This is a genomic window from Shewanella sp. 10N.286.52.C2 (genome assembly GCF_002874545.1).
Classification (GTDB): domain Bacteria; phylum Pseudomonadota; class Gammaproteobacteria; order Enterobacterales; family Shewanellaceae; genus Shewanella.
Genome location: NZ_MCTV01000033.1, coordinates 1 through 18,032 on the forward strand (window position 1 = coordinate 1; position 18,032 = coordinate 18,032).

Genomic DNA, 18,032 nt, shown 5'->3' on the forward strand with positions numbered 1-18,032 from the left:
CAGTACGAAAGCATAACGCTGTAACAGGGTATCCGAATTGACATAAGTACTATGAGACCTGTGACTTGGCAGCGAGTATTGTTAGTTGTACTCGCTGCAACATCCTTAACCCAAGCTAGATAAGATTAAGGTGTGAGTTTGTGCTTACTTACATTTGCTTACCTTTTACTTATTTAGGGGGGGTCAGTTAGTTAGCTTATTGAAGTGGTTAACAAGACGCATTAATACGATTTCTGCCATTGGCTTTGGCGCGATACAATGCGGTGTCTGCAGCGCATAACAAGGCTTTAGCCGTTCGAAATTGGCTATTGATTTCACATGCATAGCCTTGGCTTACACTAATGCTGACTGATTCATCCAAACCAATATCAATAAAAGTTAGGGCCTTGATATTTTGTTGAACGAGTAAGGCTATTTGCTCCACCTCTACAGTGCTTAAATTTGGCAATATCAGTGCAAACTCTTCGCCGCCATATCTGGCCACGGTGCATTCGTTATTAGGCACAGAGGCTTTAATGGCGTCGGCGACTTTTTGCCAGCGCTGACGTTTTTCATGATTATTGGAGGCGCTGATTAATGCCAACTCTTGTGGTGTTAGATCTTGAGCAAACAGTGGATTATGTTTAAGTGCTTGGGCTTATTTTAGCGGTTTTCCTTCTGCTAGCAAATAGGCTTTATGCTTATTTTCTGCCAGCCAGCGTTTAGTCAGATGATGTAAGCGACTTTTTATTCGCAGGCTATCATTGTGTTCGTTAATCCAGGCGGTTGCCCGTGGCCAGCGCCTTAATAATGCTTCGTGAGCAATGCTAAAACAGGCTTGGCCATTTTGCAGGTGGGACACAAATAAGCGGCTATTGACCATAGCTTGGGTCAATGTGTGCTGTTCTTTGCTTTGCAGTTGTGACCAAGTTGCGGTGCGGCTGGTGATGGAGGTTTCATCCTCTCGCAGTGTTACCAATAGGGACAATACTTGGGGTAAGCAGGCTTGCTGTGAGTCAGTTAATTGCGCCATGGCTTCATCGGCATTTTTACCAATTGCGCCTTCGATACCGCCTAATTGTTGGTAAACGCTAAACAATAATTGATTGTCTTTACTGCGTTGCAGGTAGAGCGCTTGCAACATGTATTGCAACATAGGTAATGCATCAGGATTACTGGCGGCCTCTGTACAGAGTATTTCATCTAGCGGCATGGCTGTTTCAGGATCGACACTCCAGCTTAAATTGGCTGCAATTGCTGGCAGGCGGATCATTTGCAGTAATTCATTACGCGAAGGCGGCGCTAAATCAAAATGAGCCCCTTTACCTTTACCCGCCATTAAACTGGGATAAGTCACTAGTAATGGGTAAAACTCATTACGACAGGCACTGATAATCAATACCACAGAAGAGTTGGCGAGTTTTTCTAAGATTTCAATAAATGCATAACGTTGATCGTCAGCAAAGATCGGCGACGACAGTAAGACTTCTAAGCGGTCAATAAACAATGCTAAGTGAGTCTCGTTAGTGCTGCTGAGTTTGATGGCCTGCTGACATTGCTCAATAATGGTGGGCATATCTGTTATTAGCTTGTGCGACAGGGTTTCGGCGCTGTCACCACTAAATACTGGTATATCGTTGATTTCCCAGTCCAGCATAATACTGGCCAGTTCGGAAAATAATTGTGTTTTAGCCACATTGGCAAAATCTAAATGGCTATAGCTGGCAACCTTTACCCCGTTGTAACCCGTATTAGCCATTAAATTGGGCATGATTCCGGCATTAATGAGTGATGATTTTCCGCTGCCGCTAGGGCCTAAAACTAAACAAAATCCGCGGCCATATTTAACTTGTACACTGATGCGTTCAAGCAAGGTGGCAATTTGTTTGCTGCGACCAAAAAACACCTCGGCGTAATTGGCGCTATAGGCTTGTAAGCCCGGAAAGGGTGAACCTGCTTGCCACGTTTGGCTGTCGGCCACGGTTTCATGGCCAATGGGGAAATTTACCTTAGCAAGAGTGCGATAGCCGCGCTTGCGAATGGTTTCAATATAGCTGGGTTCAGTGGCTTTATCGCCCAATGCGCGGCGTAATTGGTTAATGATTTTATGCAGTGGATTATCGCCGACATCGGCTTCTGGCCAGCATTGAGTGACGATATCATCGCTGCTGAGCACCTCGCCTTGCTGTTGACATAACAGCAGTAAAACATCCATTGCCTTAGGCTCAAGTTGTTTGGTTTTTTTACCTTGTCTAAGGGAGTTACTATTAGGGTCAACCTGCCAGTCACCAAAGAAAAATATATCTTTGCTCATTATTACAATCCATTGAATATCAGATATTTTTCAATGTCGCGAGTTAAAAAACGACAAGGTTTTGATATGCAAAATTAGTACATTAGACATTAGTTATATCAATAAATGGTTGCTTTTGTAAGCGATAGTCAAGCAAACAGAGTGGATACCTTTGTATGACGATTTTGCTTGGTTTTTACGCTGTAGATTTTGCTTGGCTAGTTTTTATCGCTATGTCTTTTGTCGCTAAGGTTGTTATTAAAGTTGTTATCAAAGTTGTGATTAAAGCAGTAGATATCGATATCGCTGTAAAAAACACTTAGGCGTGTTAGCTACTTTGATGATGCCGTTAGCTGGCTTAAGGCCTGTGCGGTTAACATTTCTGTATAAGCGTTTATTTTGACATGCTTTGGGCTCCAGCCTTTAATAAAGCGCTGAAAATCGGCCCATGCTATGCAATACAAAGGGCGCCAAGTTTGTTCAACCTCTTTAGGATTAATATCTGGCTGATGGAGATTAATGCTGCTGGCGAGCTGACTAAAATAGTAATCCAAATATTGCTCGATTAGTTTATGTGGTTCGGTAAATGTCAGCGTACTGCTTAGCAGTAAAATCACATCTTTCATGCCGCAACCTTGGCCCACATATTGAAAGTCGACCGCTGCGACTTTGTCGTGGTGAGTGTTAAAACAAAAGTTAGCGAGTTTGGCATCGCCGTGGATTATTGTTTGGTATGGCGTCTGTTTTAAAGCGCGATCGATCCTATTGGCTGCCTTTTTTAACGGCTGATCGCTGAGTGCCTGTAATTCATCGGGCCGAGTATCTAAATGCCAGTAGCTGCCTGTGGGCCATAGGTCGGTGGTTGTGACTTGAGGGGACTGACTTTTTATCAACGGATTAGCCATAAATTGGCCGTGAAAATGTCCTAGCCATTTAAGGCATGCCAAAATTGCAGTGTGATCGGCGCGGGTTAATACCTGATCGAAACCCAAGGTATGTAAGTCTTCAAGGATCAGTAAGATTTCTAATTCACTGCGTTGAATGTATAAACATTGGGGGACGCTGTTTTCACTTTCACTTTCACTTTCACTTTCACTTTCGCTTTCACGATCATTATCACAGCCACTGCCACATAGCTGAGCGTAATGCTGATACCAATTGGCTTCAACTTGATAGGATTTAAGTTTACGTTGATGTGACAGGGCAGTATTCCAGCCTTTGGGATGTGACTCTGGCTGTGGCAGTTTTATATGTTTAACGATAACAGATGAATATTGGCTACCAGTAAGCCTAGCGCGAAATAGTTCGCCATAACCGCCCCATAAGGATTGAATTACCTCAATCTCGCTTATGCTTTGAGCTTTTAATGCCGTGGTAATACTATTAATAACTGCTTTATCTATCGTCATTAAACCCTTACTTTCCCTTTTTGATGTTGTAGCCACTTCATAAAACCATAATCTAGCTATTGTGCCAGAATTTTACTTAATAGCTAAAGTGATAAGCTAATCGATTGATAATTGCTCAACTAAGAATAAAACAAGTTATTGGCTGCTGTTTTTACGCAGCAGTGATTGAATTTTATCCCCAATAGCGTAGTTTTAGCGTAAAGCCCCAAACGAGAGTGGTTATATGAAGCCAGGTAAGAACGATACTAAATTGCTTAAACTCGCAATGGAAATTGGTGAGGGTTATGCAAAACGTCGCGGTTTTGAAAACTTTGGTGTTGGTATATCGCCAAAAGATAAAGTGGAATGTATTTACCGTTTATTGGTGCAAGATGGGCTAATTCAAGCATTAGCTGAAGATAATGATGATGGCCCAAATCGTAAGCATAAATTGATTTTGTGGATCAGTCGCCAACTTCCTGAAGATCATCCCCTTAAAAACTAACCCATGGGTGAGTTGCTTAGTTATTCCGATTACGTAAAAAGCCGAGATGTTCTCGGCTTTTTAATGGCGACTGGAATGTAAAACTTATCCTTTCAGTTCTACTTCAATGTCAGTTTCTTCTGGTGATTTCATCACATCTTTAGGTTTAGTGACACTGCCCACAGGTGGGTAGGGCACTGTGCCTTTAAATTCATCACGGGTAGCTTCGCTGTAATTGGGAAAAGGTAAGGCATCTTCCTCGATTAATTGTTTAATGGTTTGCTCCGCTTGTTGTTGTACCTCGACGTCTGCGCTGCTGGCATTTTGTAGCATGACATTTTGACCAATAGGGGCAATTTTAATGTCTAACTGCTTTAAAATATTCAGTAAGTGAAAGTTTAAATCCTCAGCAATACCAAAATATTCATTGATATCACCGGTATCGATATAGGCATTTACGTTGACGACAAACGCATCACGCTCAATGGCAAGAAAACGCGCCCGCTGAGCAATCTCTAACACTCTGGGGTGTGACAATAATAATTTTCGCAGTTCCATTAACAGCATTTGCAGTTGCTCTTTACTGGTATCAAGGCTAATGCGCAGATCGTGCTTATAGCGGCGACGATCGATAACAGAGAAGTTTTCTAACTCTTGGGATGAAAATACCGAGTTAGGGATATGCACTACGGTGCGATCGAGTTTTCTGATCCGCGTCGAGCGTAAGCCAATTTCTTCAACTACGCCCATAGTGGTGCCAAAGCGGCAAAAATCCCCCGGTTTTATTGGTCTTGCAGCATATAAAGTTAATGCGCCGAAGACATTTTCTAATGGTTTTTGCGCCGCCAAGGCAATGGCTAAACTGCCGACACCTAGGCCGGTTAAAATGGTGGCCATGTTGTATCCTGAGCTTTCAAACCACATTAAGGCAATAACCACCACAATGACGATTTTTAATATTGCTACCATAGGCCTGAGTAAGGCCACGGAGTAGCTTTTATCTTGATCGTTTAATTGCTTGGATTTTATTGCGGAATACAATTCCACTAAACCTAAAATTAGAATGGTGTTGGCGATATACAGCAAGGTGCTGTTATCAAACCATACACGTGCCCTAATCGATAAACCTAATGACAGCGCCACATATTGCAAGCTCGAAAGATATAAAAACCAGCGCAAGCTGTTGCCTGAAAAACGGGTTAATCCAGCCAGTTTATGTTCAAATTTAGCGGCAATGGTTTTGGCGGCAATGCTGATTAATCCGGTGGCGATCCAACCAAAGAAAATACACAGAATAAAGATCAGCAGTTGCCAGTTTTCCATATGGAACATGGTGAATTGCGGTAAAACGTTAGCCAGTGCTTCGATTTGCGGGCTGTAGCCATATTCGTCCCATAGCTCAGGAACTTGGGCTATAGTGGCGTTAGAGATCTTCCAAATTTTGCCTTTTTTACCGTCTGGAACTCGCTGTAAATAGACCGGAACAGGGCCTTTACTGGTTTCTAGTACCCCTAACAAATCACGATAGCTTGGCAGTTTATCGTTAAGGTGTCCTTCTGGTTGATCGCTGATCTGCGAAAGGTCGAGGATGTTTTGTTTATTCCATAATATCGCCAGTTTACGCAGTAAATCGGCACCATCTTCGGGATTAATATCTTTGGGCAGGTAACGCAGATCAATAAACTCAGTGGCAGCTTCCCAGTCGTTTTCTTGTACCGCTCGACCGATTTCAATGAGGGCTGATAAAGGAGTTTCGCCATCTCGGGCGAGGGTGAGTCCACCTTGAGCTTCGGCTATGGCTTCACTGCGCTTTTCTGCTTCAGCAACTTTTTTTAAATTGATATCGTCCGCAGCCATGGCGGTTGGCATTAGGCTCGACATCGATAACAACACAAAAGCAGTAAAAAGCGTTCGCCATGTTGTTTGCAGCATGATTTTATCCCTAAAAGCGCAATATCTAGCTCAAATATATGTGTTTTAGCCTCAGACTGCTAGGGCGGCACACTTCTAAGTAAGTAAAAGTTACATAAATGGGTGTCTCAACTTTATCAACTTGCTCAACGTTACAGTAAGACACCCATTTTTTATTGCATATGGCAGGATGATACTGGTTCGTATCGATTGGCTAGCCTTTGCTCATTATTTACTTTTTTGTGGCTGTGTGCTGACCTCTGCCCCTGTTGAATTGGTGATGTCATAGTAAGCTTGATAAGCAAATCGACCGATGGCGATAACAATCAAAATAATAATGATTCGACTCATGGTGCCAGAAGCTGTGGTGGCTTTTTGCATTTTGATCGGCGATCTTTTTTTGCCACTGTTATTTCGTGTTGAGTTTTGGTGAGCATGGCTGTCTGATTTTGTGGCAACTCCCACTATTTGCGCTTCGATCGCCTTAATTTTACCGTCAGCTTGCTGCGCTACGATATACGCAATTTGATCACCTTGAATGGGCTTTCTCGCCATATGTTTAAGGGTTGAAATATGAATAAACACGTCCTTGCCACCTTCATCAGGCTCAATAAAACCGAAGCCTTTACTGCTATTCCAGCGAACTAATCGACCTGTTTCCATCATCACGAGTATGTTTCCTTTTTGAACGGCTAAATGTTTACAACACATTATAAAATTGACCAAGGCTATGCTAGGTTATTAATTCAATATAATAAATAGTAATTATCAGCGACTACGACTTTTAGCAGTCAAGCTTCTCAGTCAAGATGAACAGTCAACAAGGAAGACACCATGACATTATCAGCACGCTTAACAGCCATACCAACAGCATTGTCGATATCACTGGCTTTAGCAGCAACGATAACCACCACCTCGTTACGCGCTGTAGATCTTGATGATTCAGTGACCAAAGCATTACCACAACTTGAACAGCTTTATACTCACCTTCATCAACACCCTGAACTGTCCTATCAAGAGAAAAATACCAGTGCCAGAATGGCAAAAGAGTTACGGCAATTAGGTTTTGAAGTCACTGATAATTATGGCGGCTACGGCGTCGTGGGCATATTCAAAAATGGCGACGGGCCTACAGTGATGATCCGCGCCGATATTGATGCTTTACCTATTATTGAACAAACGGGCAAAGCTTATGCATCGACAGTGACAACCCAAGATGCACATAACAATACTGTGGGCATTATGCATGGCTGTGGCCATGATATTCATATGACCAGCATGATTGGCGCAGCCGAGCAATTGATGTTGCACAAGTCAGCTTGGCAAGGCACTTTGATGATGGTAGCCCAGCCTGCAGAAGAAATGGGCGGCGGCGCAAAAGCCATGCTCAAGCAAGGTTTATTTAGCGAGTTTCCCACTCCTGATAAGGTGTTAGGTTTGCATGTCAGTGCATCTATTCCTGCTGGTAAAGTCGGCTCTATTAGTGGTTATGCATTGGCCAATGTGGATTCGGTGGATATCAGCATTAAAGGCAAAGGTGGCCATGGTGCTTACCCCCATTTAACTATCGATCCTGTGGTTCTGGCGGCGCGCACAGTATTAGCATTGCAAACCATTCCAAGCCGTGAAGTGTCACCCCTTGAGCCAAACGTGGTCACAGTAGGTTCAATTCATGGCGGCTCAAAACATAATATTATTTCCAATGAAGTGAAGCTGCAATTAACTCTGCGATCATATAACCCTGAAGTACGTGAGCAGCAAATCGCTGCCATAAAACGTATCACTAAGGGCATTGCGATTAGTGCGGGTTTACCTGATGAACTGATGCCTGAAGTGTATGTGCATGAAGATGAAAAAATACCTTCGACTTATAATGACCCAGCATTGGCTGCCCAAGTTAAGGCCAGCATTGAAGCTGAACTAGGAAAAGATAATGTGGTGCTAGCGCCACAGGTTATGGCCGGAGAAGATTTTGGCTTATATGGCCGAACTGAGCAAAATATTCCGATCACTTTATTTTGGTTAGGGGCTGTTGAGCCAAGCGTGTATCAAGCCAGTATTGATAGCGGCGACAGCTTGCCATCATTGCATTCGAGTAAGTTTGCCCCAGATTATCCGTTAACTATCAGCACCGGCGTGCGGGCAATGACACGCGCGGCAATGGATTTGTTTAATAGTAGCAAATAAGCTTACTTTATCTGACTTAAAGCATGACGCTTATTTATAGCCTGAAGCATAGGATAAACGCTATAATTGAGCTTAACTTTTCGTTGTTAAATTGAGATCCCATGACCGTTATTTTTACCACCAATGTTGGCGATATCCATATTGAAGTGGATATGGAAAAAGCCCCTGTTAGTTCGAAGAATTTTTTACAGTACTGTCAGGATGGCTTTTATGATTACACTATTTTTCATCGGGTGATAAAAGGCTTTATGATCCAAGGGGGTGGTTTTACTGCCAAGATGAAAGAAAAGCCCACTCGCGATCCTATCGTTAATGAAGCTAATCGTGGCTTGAGTAACACACTTGGCACCATAGCAATGGCAAGAACCGATGCGCCGCATTCGGCCACCGGGCAGTTTTTTATTAATACTGCTGATAATAGCTTTTTAGACCACACAGCGACCACCAACAGCGGTTGGGGTTATGCGGTTTTTGGCAGAGTGGTTGCCGGTATTGAAGTGGTCAAAGAAATTGAAAAAGCTAAAACGGCCACGGTAGCAGGTCATGACGATGTGCCTAAAACGGCGATAGTGATTGAGAAAGTCACCATTATCTAGTGAGCTATTAGCGCTGTTGTTAATCGTGCGGCTGTGAAAGAAGGGAAAGCCATGAGTCTATCTGTAAAAGATAATGCCCAATTAGTGCAGGCTAAGCAGTTACTTGAAAACCCCGGCTTAGCAGCCAAAATCACAGATTTTATTGGCTCGCCCATTGAGCAAGGTTTTGCGCTACTGCCTAAAAGTGTCAGTAATGGTATTGGCAAAGTCACAGAAATGGCGTTGATGAAAGCCTCGGATGCGGCGCTATTTACCATGAAAAACATCCCCCATGAGCAATCTTCTGATCGTTGGCACAAACTCGGTGTTGCAGTGAGTGGTGGTGTGGGGGGCTTTTTCGGCTTAAGCGCATTGGCATTAGAGCTACCGATTTCAACCACCATCATGTTGCGATCCATTGCCGATATTGCTCGCAGTGAGGGTGAGCAACTCGATGAAGTGGCCACTAAAATGGCCTGCATAGAAGTCTTTGCCCTAGGGGGTGAGTCAAATGATGACGATCAAGCTGAAAAAGGCTACTTTGCGGTGCGCACCGTGTTAGCCAATTCAATTGCTGAAGCCGCTGAATACGTTGCCACTAAAGGCTTTAGTAAAGAAGCTGCGCCAATGATGGTTAAATTAGTGACCGTGGTGGCAGAGCGCTTTGGCGTGCAGGTGACTCAAAAGGTGGCCGCTCAAGCTGTACCTGCCATAGGCGCTGCGGGTGGGGCGATCATTAACACCTTATTTATCGATCATTTTCAAGACATGGCAAGAGGTCACTTTATCGTGCGTAAACTTGAGCGTAAGTACGGTGAAGAACTAGTAAAGCTAACCTATCAGACACTTTGATCTTGGCAAGATAAGTTGTTAGTCAATTCCTATTCCTTTTGCAGCTTGAATCGTTCTCGATACGTAAGTGGTAACAATTTCATTGTATGAACTTTATTCAATCAAGGTTATCTTAACTATATAAGTTAAAGATAATGTTTAAGGATATGTTTTCAGGATGAATAAATTAACCCGCGCGCTATTGGTAGCAAGCTGTTGTATTTTACCTTTTATCCATCCAGCTTTTGCTGCAGATACAGAGCTAAAATTCACCACTTTTACAGTTGATACCGAATTTGAACTGACTCATCCAGTATTAAGCGTTAACTTACTCGATAATGAGGGCAATGAGTTACTAGCACTGGGTGTTGATGATGAACATCAGCGCTGGTTTGCTGTATACGGCATTGTCGATAAGCAATTAGTGATGCTAGATAAAGTATTATTAAACAAAGATATTTATAGCTTTGATATTAATGAAATCGACTCTAATACTGATAGCATGCTTGCGCTGCAACAGCTGTATTTCGTCACTGCAGAGCAATTACTACGTTATGCCCCAGTTATGGCTAATAGCGCTATTAACAAGCTAGATGTGAGTATGCTCCCAGCAGATGCGATCTCCGCTGATGACATGCTAGTGCAAGATCTTTCAGCTTCACTTTCACCTAAACAAATTACCAGCCAACAAACAGATACTGCAGCAAAACCGCTTTCTGGTGAGTTAGTTGCCGTTGCTGATATTAATTCATTAGCTGTTACAGGCCATGCTGATTTTATCTCTCGTGGTGATTTTGTCAGTGATATTAATAATGATGATATTGCTGATGTACTGATAAGTGACTTTAGAGAAATGCATGTATTGCTCGGTGCTGGTAATACTCAATTCATCCGACAATCACTGCCGTTACTGCCTCAAGTTGAGCTGACCAATAATGGCGCTGAATATAGCCGCGCTACGCTTTATCACAGTGATATGAACTTTGATGGTCGCGATGATATTGTCAAAGTCGGTGAGGGCTCGCTCGAAGTGTATTATCAAAACGATCAAGGGCAGTTCGCCGCGATCGCAGAATATATTTCGGTGAGTCAACCCATCAGTGGTATTGATTGGTGGAATAAGCGTGATGCCTATGGGAAGTCGTTAGATCAAAGTGATTTACTGTACCGTAAAGTTGAGCGTATTGGTGATGTGAATGGCGATGAGATTACTGACTTGGTGGTCAGATATACCAAAAGCTCTGGGGTGTTTGATCGTACCAATGACTATGAAATTTACTTAGGACGTAATAACGATGGCGTGGTGGCTTTTGGCCGCGAACCTGAGACGATTATTAAAGCTGAAGGTACCTTAACGGGCTTACGCTTTGATGATATTGATAATGACAATGTCGATGAGGTGATTGTGTCAGGTTTTGATATTAGTATTTCGCAGATCGTCAGCGCCTTGCTGTCTGGCAGTATTGATCAAGATGTTCATGTGTTTAAAATGAATAGTGCGAATAAATTTGGTGAAAAGGCCAATGCCAGTAAAGAAGTTGAATTAAACTTCAGCCTAAGTTCTGGCCAAAGTGGTGAGCCTGTCGTGGCCTTAGCGGATATCAATGGCGATGGTTATAAAGAGTTATTGTTGTCTGATGATAATGAAACCTTAGATATTTATTTGGGTCAGGCAGGTAGCGCGCCTTTTAGTAAACGATCTCAGCAATGGGATATGATCATTCCAGTTGAAGGTTCGATGCTGTCGGCAACCGATATCAATGCCGATGGTAAAGATGATTTATTAGTTAAATTTGGCAAACAAGATCCTGACAATCTGCAGCGAAGCTTCTCAGTACTATTGGCGCAGTAATCAGTTTTAAGGCTTATAACGCCTCAAAACACACACGAAAAGAACCAGCAATCACTTGCTGGTTTTTTTGTGCTTTCAATTTGGTTTTGGCGATTAAATGAACTACAAAATGACTAATTAAATGATGCCTTTATTGATAAAACCGATGTGAATAGGGCTAAATATTAGTGAATGCTGAAACTGATCTAGATCATAAAATCGATTAAATATTGTAAAAATCAGTTTAGATTTTTGCTGATCTAAGTACACTGCATCTAAACATGTAAATATTATGCATGATTAAATTCAGGAGCAAAGTGATGTTTTGTATTCAATGCGAACAAACAGTTAGAACCCCAGCAGGCAACGGTTGTAGTTATTCTCAAGGTATGTGCGGTAAGTTAGCATCTACGTCAGATCTACAAGATTTATTAATCTACATGTTGCAGGGCGTTTCTGCTTATGCGGTTAAGGCGCGTCAGTTCGATATCATCGATGCCGAGATTGATACCTTTGTTCCTAAGGCATTTTTTGCCACATTAACTAATGTGAACTTTGATGATGGACGTTTAGCTGATTACGCACATCAAGCTCAAACTTACCGTAACAAGTTAAAAGCGGCATACGAACAAGCCTGCGCTGAAAAAGGCGTTGCTGCTGAAGAAGTGATAGCTCAAGCTGAATTTAACTTAGCGGCTTCTCAGCCTGAAATGCTACTACAAGCTCCAGTTGCACTGCCAAACCGTGGTGACGATGTTAATGAAGACATCATGGGCTTACGTTTACTTTGCTTATATGGCCTTAAAGGCGCAGCAGCTTACATGGAGCATGCACGTGTACTTGAGCAAACTGATGCCGATGTGGCCGGTGAATTTCACCAAATCATGTCATTCCTTGGCGAAGACTCAGTTGATGGCGACAAGCTATTTGCTACCGCAATGGAAATCGGTCAATTAAACTATCGCGTAATGGCGATGTTAGATGCGGGTGAAACGACGGCATTTGGCCACCCTGAGCCAACTGAAGTAAACACCAAATCATTTAAAGGTAAGGCGATTTTAGTGTCAGGTCATGACATGAAAGATTTAGAACTTATCTTAGAGCAAACTCAAGGTAAGGGCATTAACGTCTATACCCATGGCGAAATGTTACCGGCATTAGCTTATCCTGCATTTAAAAAGTTCCCACACTTAGTGGGTAACTACGGCAGCGCATGGCAGAACCAACAGCGTGAATTTGGCACTTTCCCAGGCGCTGTTGTGATGACCTCAAACTGTATTATTGACCCTAATGTGGGCGATTATTCAGATCGTATATTCACCCGTAGCATTGTTGGCTGGCCTGGTGTTGCTCACATCGAAGGTGAAGACTTTAGCGCTGTGATTGACAAAGCCCTTGAGCTTGAAGGTTTTAGCTACGATGAAATCCCACATGCGATTACGATTGGTTTTGCACGTAATGCCTTAATGGAAGCGGCACCAACAGTAGTTGAGAACGTGAAAAATGGGTCTATTAAGCACTTTTTCTTAATCGGTGGTTGTGACGGCGATAAATCTGAACGTAGCTACTTTACTGACTTAGCTAAATCAGTGCCTGATGACACCATTATCCTGACCTTAGGGTGTGGTAAGTACAAGTTCAACAAACTTGAGTTTGGCGATATTAATGGTATTCCACGTTTATTAGATGTGGGTCAATGTAACGATGCTTACTCTGCTATACAGTTAGCCTTAGCATTAAAAGATATTTTTGACTGTGATATCAATGAACTGCCTTTAAGCTTGGTACTGTCTTGGTTTGAGCAAAAAGCGATTGTGGTGTTACTGACACTATTATCACTGGGCGTTAAAAACATTCGTACAGGCCCAACTCCGCCAGCGTTTTTGACTGAAAACTTAGCAAAAGTGTTAGAAGACCAATTTGGTTTACGTAACACCACTGATGTTGAGTCAGATCTTAAAGCGATGATTAATGCGGCTTAAATAGTGGTTATTGGGTGATATAGGCTTAGCGCTTATATCACCTTTTTATTGTCTGTTTTTTACTTTCTACTTCTAACACATGGTTTCCCATACAGGTGCAATATGAGTTCATCAGGATTTTCATTTTCAGCAGCGTTATCAGCCGCCCAATCAACAAAAGATGACAACAAAAAGTCAGTTGCTAAGGTCAGCGCTGCGCCGAGTTTTTCAATATCGGGTGCATTGGCTGCCACAGCAAAGAAAACGGCTGAGGTTACAACTACTGCTGAAGCAAAAAAATCCATCAATGCAAATCAGTTATTATTAAATGCTGATGAGTGGCAACGTGGTGAAGTGCAATTGCGCTGTACTGAAAAATGGCATGAAACCCATGATGTAGTGAGCTTTCGTTTTCAAGGTTTAACCCCTGTTAAGTTTAACTACAAACCGGGGCAATTTATTACCTTCAAATTAGAGATTGAAGGCGAAATAGTTTATCGCAGTTATACCATGTCATCGTCTCCATCTAGACCTTATTCAATTGTGGTCACGGTGAAGCGCATTGCTGGTGGCAAAGTGTCAAACTTTTTAGCTGATAAGGTTAATCAAGGCGATATCATCACCTTAGTCGGCCCAGATGGCGCCTTTAACTTAGTGGATATAGCGGCTGAAAAGTATTTATTTTTAAGTGCTGGCAGTGGCATTACCCCAATGTATTCAATGTCACGTTGGCTGCTCGATACCAAAGTAGGCAGTGATATTGCCTTTGTGCACAGCGCTCGAACAGATGAAGATATTATCTTTGCTGATAGCTTAGGTGCGATGGCTTATCGCAGTGCTCAATTTCAATTAAGTTACCTGCTTGAAAATGCAGATGAGCTTGTTGAAGGCGTTAATCATACTGGCAACGACAGCCGTATGTTAGGCCGTATCGATATTGAAAAGCTGCAAGCATTAGTGCCTGATTTTATGACTCGCACAATTTTTGTGTGTGGCCCAGAGCCTTACATGGTGTCAGTTAAATCCTTGATTGAAACCAGTGGTTTCGAGATGAAAAACTTCCATCAAGAAAGCTTTACTGGCGCGGTTAAATCACCCCCAAGCAGCACAAATACTGCGGCTACAACTAGCAACTTCATGCTTTCAATCAAGGATAAAAAAGTTGCATTATCGGCTGAGCAAACCTTACTTGATGGCATAGAGTCTGAAGGGCTACCGATAATCGCAGCGTGCCGAAGTGGTGTGTGCGGCGCCTGTAAGTGCCAGGTGACCTCAGGGACTACTGAATCTAGCAGTACCATGACATTAACAGCTGAAGAAATTGCCGCAGGGTATGTATTAGCGTGCTCGACTAAAATCACTTCAGATGTCAGCTTAAAAATGTAAGCTAATTTGCAGCAAGATTTAATTTAAGAACAGTCAGCTATGCTGACTGTTTTGCTTTGTGGCAAAAATAATAAATGGGGCGCCTTATCCCCTTAGCTAAGAATGATCAGTTTGCTTGCAGGACATGAGATGCAATAAATCCGACCCAACTGGCGATAAGCAACACCCAGGGTAAATATGACTTCTGAGACTGTGGCGGCTGCTGCTGTTCAACTACATCATGCTTGAGCTGGTTTTTAGCTTTAAGATTCTGTTTCCGCTGTTTATCAGCCCCACGAGCTTTGGCTTTCTGCAACTTCTTATATTCAGCTATACCTTTCTCAATACCTTGAGCGATGAGTTTGGTCTGTTCTTTGGTTTGTGAAGGTTTTTGAGTAGCCTTAGCCATTTTCATTGCTTCAGCTTGGGTTTCTTGAGAGATACTTTTTGCCATGTTGCTCTACTTCTTGATTAGATTGCTGCTTAGTTACTACTTTAACAGCCTCGTGGGCGGCTCACTATAGCCAATCAGCGTCTAGATGATAATTCAGTAGGTTAATTTTTGTTAAACCATGAGCTAACGCAATAGTGGAATAGTGATTGTGTCGTAAAATAGCTTTTTAACTGTTGAGGAATTCTAATGTCAAAATCAATTCATGGTCGTAACGTTATCAAATTGATGAAAGATCAAAATACCCCGCAGCCACAACAACAATGGCTGGCGTTGATGGCAGCAGAATTTGGTGAAAATGCAGAGTTTCATACTTGTCGTGCCAGTGATATGAGCGCCGCACAGTTAGTTGAACTGTTTATTAGCAACGGTCGTTTAACTGAAACTGAAGCTGGTTTTGTGATTAATCAATGTGGTCACTGTGCAGGTAAAGAAACCCAAGAGGCAACGGCTTAGTCGCGGATTCGGTTTTCTTTAAGACAAAAATGCCAGTCACTGACTGGCATTTTTGTATCTGTGTTTAGCTTTAACTAAGCCCTAAAGCGAGCGGTTAAACTCGCGTATTAAGCGCTAGCCCATAAAGCTTAAATAGCCTTGCAAGATAATGGCATTCACAATATCAATAAAGAATGCCCCTACAATAGGCACTACCATAAAGGCTTGTGGCGACGGACCTGTACGTGAAACTAATGCGCCCATGTTCATTACCGCAGTTGGGGTTGCGCCCATACCAAAACCACAATGACCACCAGCCATCACTGCAGCGTCATAGTTTGAGCCCATTAATCTAAAGGTAACAAAGTAGGCAAACACCGCTAAAATAGCCGCTTGAGACACTAAGATGATTAATAGCGGTACCGCTAAATCAAATATTTCCCACAGCTTTAGGTTCATCAATGCCATTGCTAAAAACAGTGACAAGGACACAGTACCTAAAATATCAACACATTCACTGTTGATTTTGTAGCCGCGACTCAACTCAGTGGCGTTGGTGATGACCACGCCAAAGAATAAGGCATAAACAAAGTCAGGCATTTTTAACCATGCAATATCCATGGAGCTAACAAATTTGCCGAACCACTTAGCCCCTGCCACACATAGCAGCAGAATGAATAGCACTTCTAAAATTTTCTTACCGGTAACGCGATCAATTTCTAATTGGTCATAGGTTACTAAGTCAGGATGATCTACGTGATGATTACCACCCACACCATATGAAGAAACAAGATTATGTTTATTGATAAGGCGCTGGGCAACTGGACCACCAATAATACCGCCCATGACTAGACCAAAGGTGGCCGCTGCCATGGCAAACTCTAAAGTATTAATACCATAGTTGTCTTGGAAGGTTTGCGCCCAAGCAGCACCCGTGCCGTGACCACCTGATAAGGTAATTGAACCAGCGATTAAGCCCATTATCGGCTCTAGCCCTAAAGCGCTGGCTAAGCTAACGCCCACCGCATTTTGAATAATGATATATAAAGATGCAATGCCTAAAAAGACAATGACCTTAGTACCGCCTTTCATTAATAGCTTATAACTTGCCGCTAACCCCACGGTACTGAAAAACATCAGCATCAAGGTATTTTGCATTGAAAGAGTAAATTCTAAACTGATTTTGTTGAAGTGTAATATGGTGATTACGCCTGCAACGATAAGTCCACCCACGATGGGTTCTGGGATATTATATTTTCTGAAAGAAGGTACGTGTCGATTAATTGTATGGCCAATGAATAGTACCAAAATTGCCACGAGGAAAGATTCAAGCTCTCCAATAGAATAAACAGTATTCATGGAACTCCTTTTGTTTTGCACTGAATGAGTTACACAATGTGATTAGATATCACAATTAGATATGCATAAATATTTTGCTTTAATTTATTAGTTATATTGATTATAGAGGAACTTAGCGGTAAATATCATGGGGATTGCCTTAAAAGGCCAAGTGTCGTTCATTTGTTGAGCTGATTTAACAAGTTATTAAAAGCTAAACCCTTGATGTTAATTGTAAAGGTGGTTTTGTTGGCTTAATTGCACTGCTTATGTTGTGAATTTGCAGGTGGAGAATCTGAGTTTTGAGGAATAAAAAGTCACTTTAGTGACTGTATCTGGCTCTGTTTAAGATAAATAATTGCCGCTAGACTCAATCAAAGCAGATTACATAGTATGTTTTATGGTGTGTGCTATTTATTCTAAAACTGAAAAATTGCTCATTGGAGTGGTTTGCCGATGCTGATGTTTATAGATATATGAGCGAAATGAAAGGAAGTTCATTTCGCTCATATAGCGCTGGCTAAAGCGGGCTAATAGGTACTTTTATGTACTTTAAATAAACCTGTAACAGCCAAATGGTAAAGGGTATTAATCAACAGCAACCATGACATTGCTAGCTTTAATAATCGCGTAAGCATTACCGCCCACAGTTAAACCAAGTTGCTGACAAGACTTTTTAGTGACTACTGATGTGATCTCAACTCCTGGTGCAAGTTCAATGACCACTTCATTGTTTACAGAACCCTCTTCGATTGAGGTGATTTTACCAACCAGTGAATTACGAGCGCTGATTTTCATAATATTTAAATTTCCTATTAATGAGTCAATGTGCTGATATTAATTATAAAAATAAGGTATTTATAATTTTTAAAGCGAAATGTATGGCTCGTTCCACTGTGCGTAAAAATGAACCATGAGCCTAAGTTTAATTGATAAATTCAATTTTGCTTGTTCAGAGGTTAACTTTTGCGAGGGATAAGTGCTAAAAAATTAGTAAAACCTA

16 protein-coding genes and 1 pseudogene are annotated in these 18,032 nt (G+C 42.1%); 9 read left to right on the forward strand and 8 right to left on the reverse strand.

Features of this window, described 5'->3' with window-relative positions:
• Positions 1–208: 208 nt before the first annotated feature.
• Together BCU94_RS19665 and BCU94_RS12040 are read right to left on the reverse strand one after the other, a co-directional pair.
• Positions 209–583 carry a GGDEF domain-containing protein gene (locus tag BCU94_RS19665; protein WP_198590883.1) on the reverse strand — a complete coding sequence of 125 codons (375 nt, stop codon included), beginning with the start codon at positions 581–583 and terminating at the stop codon, positions 209–211.
• Positions 563–2,293, reverse strand: a pseudogene (locus tag BCU94_RS12040) (winged helix-turn-helix domain-containing protein); the annotation flags it as partial. The pseudogene BCU94_RS12040 and the gene BCU94_RS19665, both read right to left, overlap by 21 nt.
• 155 nt (positions 2,294–2,448) lie before the next feature.
• Here BCU94_RS12040 and BCU94_RS19595 point away from each other — a divergent pair.
• Positions 2,449–2,595, forward strand: a complete 147-nt coding sequence (locus tag BCU94_RS19595; protein WP_157937397.1) for a hypothetical protein — start codon at positions 2,449–2,451, stop codon at positions 2,593–2,595.
• A 9-nt stretch (positions 2,596–2,604) separates the two neighbouring features.
• Here the strand turns inward: BCU94_RS19595 and BCU94_RS12045 are convergent, their stop codons facing one another.
• On the reverse strand, positions 2,605–3,681 hold the full coding sequence (locus BCU94_RS12045; RefSeq protein ID WP_102476517.1) for a phosphotransferase: 1,077 nt from the start codon (positions 3,679–3,681) through the stop codon (positions 2,605–2,607).
• 223 nt (positions 3,682–3,904) lie between these two features.
• Here BCU94_RS12045 and BCU94_RS12050 point away from each other — a divergent pair, with 223 nt between their 5' ends.
• The gene (locus BCU94_RS12050; RefSeq protein WP_102437611.1) at positions 3,905–4,165 is read left to right on the forward strand and encodes a DUF5062 family protein; all 261 of its coding nucleotides are present in this window, start codon (positions 3,905–3,907) and stop codon (positions 4,163–4,165) included.
• An 84-nt stretch (positions 4,166–4,249) separates the two neighbouring features.
• Here BCU94_RS12050 and BCU94_RS12055 read toward each other — a convergent pair whose 3' ends face one another.
• Both BCU94_RS12055 and BCU94_RS12060 read right to left on the reverse strand, forming a co-directional pair.
• The gene (locus BCU94_RS12055; protein WP_102437613.1) at positions 4,250–6,076 is read right to left on the reverse strand and encodes a mechanosensitive ion channel domain-containing protein; all 1,827 of its coding nucleotides are present in this window, start codon (positions 6,074–6,076) and stop codon (positions 4,250–4,252) included.
• Positions 6,077–6,283: 207 nt separating this feature from the next.
• Positions 6,284–6,721 carry a cold shock domain-containing protein gene (locus BCU94_RS12060; protein WP_241904998.1) on the reverse strand — a complete coding sequence of 146 codons (438 nt, stop codon included), beginning with the start codon at positions 6,719–6,721 and terminating at the stop codon, positions 6,284–6,286.
• Between the two features lie 168 nt (positions 6,722–6,889).
• Between BCU94_RS12060 and BCU94_RS12065 the strand changes: the two genes are divergently transcribed.
• From BCU94_RS12065 to BCU94_RS12090, 6 genes are all read left to right on the forward strand, one after another.
• Positions 6,890–8,242 carry an amidohydrolase gene (locus BCU94_RS12065; RefSeq protein WP_102437615.1) on the forward strand — a complete coding sequence of 451 codons (1,353 nt, stop codon included), beginning with the start codon at positions 6,890–6,892 and terminating at the stop codon, positions 8,240–8,242.
• A gap of 101 nt (positions 8,243–8,343) precedes the next feature.
• Positions 8,344–8,838, forward strand: a complete 495-nt coding sequence (locus tag BCU94_RS12070; RefSeq protein ID WP_102476518.1) for a peptidylprolyl isomerase — start codon at positions 8,344–8,346, stop codon at positions 8,836–8,838.
• 51 nt (positions 8,839–8,889) lie between these two features.
• Positions 8,890–9,669, forward strand: coding sequence for an EcsC family protein (locus tag BCU94_RS12075; RefSeq protein ID WP_102476519.1), 780 nt, complete (start codon positions 8,890–8,892; stop codon positions 9,667–9,669).
• Positions 9,670–9,826: 157 nt separating this feature from the next.
• The gene (locus tag BCU94_RS12080; RefSeq protein WP_102476520.1) at positions 9,827–11,500 is read left to right on the forward strand and encodes a VCBS repeat-containing protein; all 1,674 of its coding nucleotides are present in this window, start codon (positions 9,827–9,829) and stop codon (positions 11,498–11,500) included.
• A gap of 299 nt (positions 11,501–11,799) precedes the next feature.
• A complete protein-coding gene (hcp, locus tag BCU94_RS12085; protein ID WP_102437623.1) occupies positions 11,800–13,461 on the forward strand; it encodes a hydroxylamine reductase in 1,662 nt (553 codons plus the stop codon).
• A 102-nt stretch (positions 13,462–13,563) separates the two neighbouring features.
• Positions 13,564–14,826: a hybrid-cluster NAD(P)-dependent oxidoreductase gene (locus BCU94_RS12090; RefSeq protein WP_102437624.1), complete on the forward strand. Its 1,263-nt coding sequence runs from the start codon at positions 13,564–13,566 to the stop codon at positions 14,824–14,826.
• 106 nt (positions 14,827–14,932) lie between these two features.
• On the opposite strand, the gene BCU94_RS12095 is transcribed toward BCU94_RS12090, so the two are convergent.
• Positions 14,933–15,259, reverse strand: a complete 327-nt coding sequence (locus tag BCU94_RS12095) for a DUF2956 domain-containing protein (protein WP_102476521.1) — start codon at positions 15,257–15,259, stop codon at positions 14,933–14,935.
• 186 nt (positions 15,260–15,445) lie between these two features.
• Between BCU94_RS12095 and BCU94_RS12100 the strand changes: the two genes are divergently transcribed.
• Positions 15,446–15,712, forward strand: a complete 267-nt coding sequence (locus BCU94_RS12100) for a YecH family protein (protein ID WP_102437627.1) — start codon at positions 15,446–15,448, stop codon at positions 15,710–15,712.
• A gap of 114 nt (positions 15,713–15,826) precedes the next feature.
• On the opposite strand, the gene gltS is transcribed toward BCU94_RS12100, so the two are convergent.
• Positions 15,827–17,050 carry a sodium/glutamate symporter gene (gene gltS, locus BCU94_RS12105; protein ID WP_076538815.1) on the reverse strand — a complete coding sequence of 408 codons (1,224 nt, stop codon included), beginning with the start codon at positions 17,048–17,050 and terminating at the stop codon, positions 15,827–15,829.
• Between the two features lie 567 nt (positions 17,051–17,617).
• Positions 17,618–17,827 carry a molybdopterin-binding protein gene (locus BCU94_RS12110; protein WP_076538818.1) on the reverse strand — a complete coding sequence of 70 codons (210 nt, stop codon included), beginning with the start codon at positions 17,825–17,827 and terminating at the stop codon, positions 17,618–17,620.
• Between the last annotated feature and the right edge of the window lie 205 nt (positions 17,828–18,032).

Bases quoted from the DNA above. Each gene is read 5' to 3' on its own strand.
- BCU94_RS12090 (WP_102437624.1), top strand. From the start codon at position 13,564: ATGAGTTCATCAGGATTTTCATTTTCAGCAGCGTTATCAGCCGCCCAA.
- BCU94_RS12080 (WP_102476520.1), top strand. From the start codon at position 9,827: ATGAATAAATTAACCCGCGCGCTATTGGTAGCAAGCTGTTGTATTTTA.
- BCU94_RS12060 (WP_241904998.1), bottom strand. From the start codon at position 6,721: ATGATGGAAACAGGTCGATTAGTTCGCTGGAATAGCAGTAAAGGCTTC.
- hcp (WP_102437623.1), top strand. From the start codon at position 11,800: ATGTTTTGTATTCAATGCGAACAAACAGTTAGAACCCCAGCAGGCAAC.
- BCU94_RS12100 (WP_102437627.1), top strand. From the start codon at position 15,446: ATGTCAAAATCAATTCATGGTCGTAACGTTATCAAATTGATGAAAGAT.
- BCU94_RS19595 (WP_157937397.1), top strand. From the start codon at position 2,449: ATGACGATTTTGCTTGGTTTTTACGCTGTAGATTTTGCTTGGCTAGTT.
- BCU94_RS12070 (WP_102476518.1), top strand. From the start codon at position 8,344: ATGACCGTTATTTTTACCACCAATGTTGGCGATATCCATATTGAAGTG.
- BCU94_RS12045 (WP_102476517.1), bottom strand. From the start codon at position 3,681: ATGACGATAGATAAAGCAGTTATTAATAGTATTACCACGGCATTAAAA.
- BCU94_RS12110 (WP_076538818.1), bottom strand. From the start codon at position 17,827: ATGAAAATCAGCGCTCGTAATTCACTGGTTGGTAAAATCACCTCAATC.
- BCU94_RS12050 (WP_102437611.1), top strand. From the start codon at position 3,905: ATGAAGCCAGGTAAGAACGATACTAAATTGCTTAAACTCGCAATGGAA.
- gltS (WP_076538815.1), bottom strand. From the start codon at position 17,050: ATGAATACTGTTTATTCTATTGGAGAGCTTGAATCTTTCCTCGTGGCA.
- BCU94_RS12095 (WP_102476521.1), bottom strand. From the start codon at position 15,259: ATGGCAAAAAGTATCTCTCAAGAAACCCAAGCTGAAGCAATGAAAATG.
- BCU94_RS12055 (WP_102437613.1), bottom strand. From the start codon at position 6,076: ATGCTGCAAACAACATGGCGAACGCTTTTTACTGCTTTTGTGTTGTTA.
- BCU94_RS12075 (WP_102476519.1), top strand. From the start codon at position 8,890: ATGAGTCTATCTGTAAAAGATAATGCCCAATTAGTGCAGGCTAAGCAG.
- BCU94_RS12065 (WP_102437615.1), top strand. From the start codon at position 6,890: ATGACATTATCAGCACGCTTAACAGCCATACCAACAGCATTGTCGATA.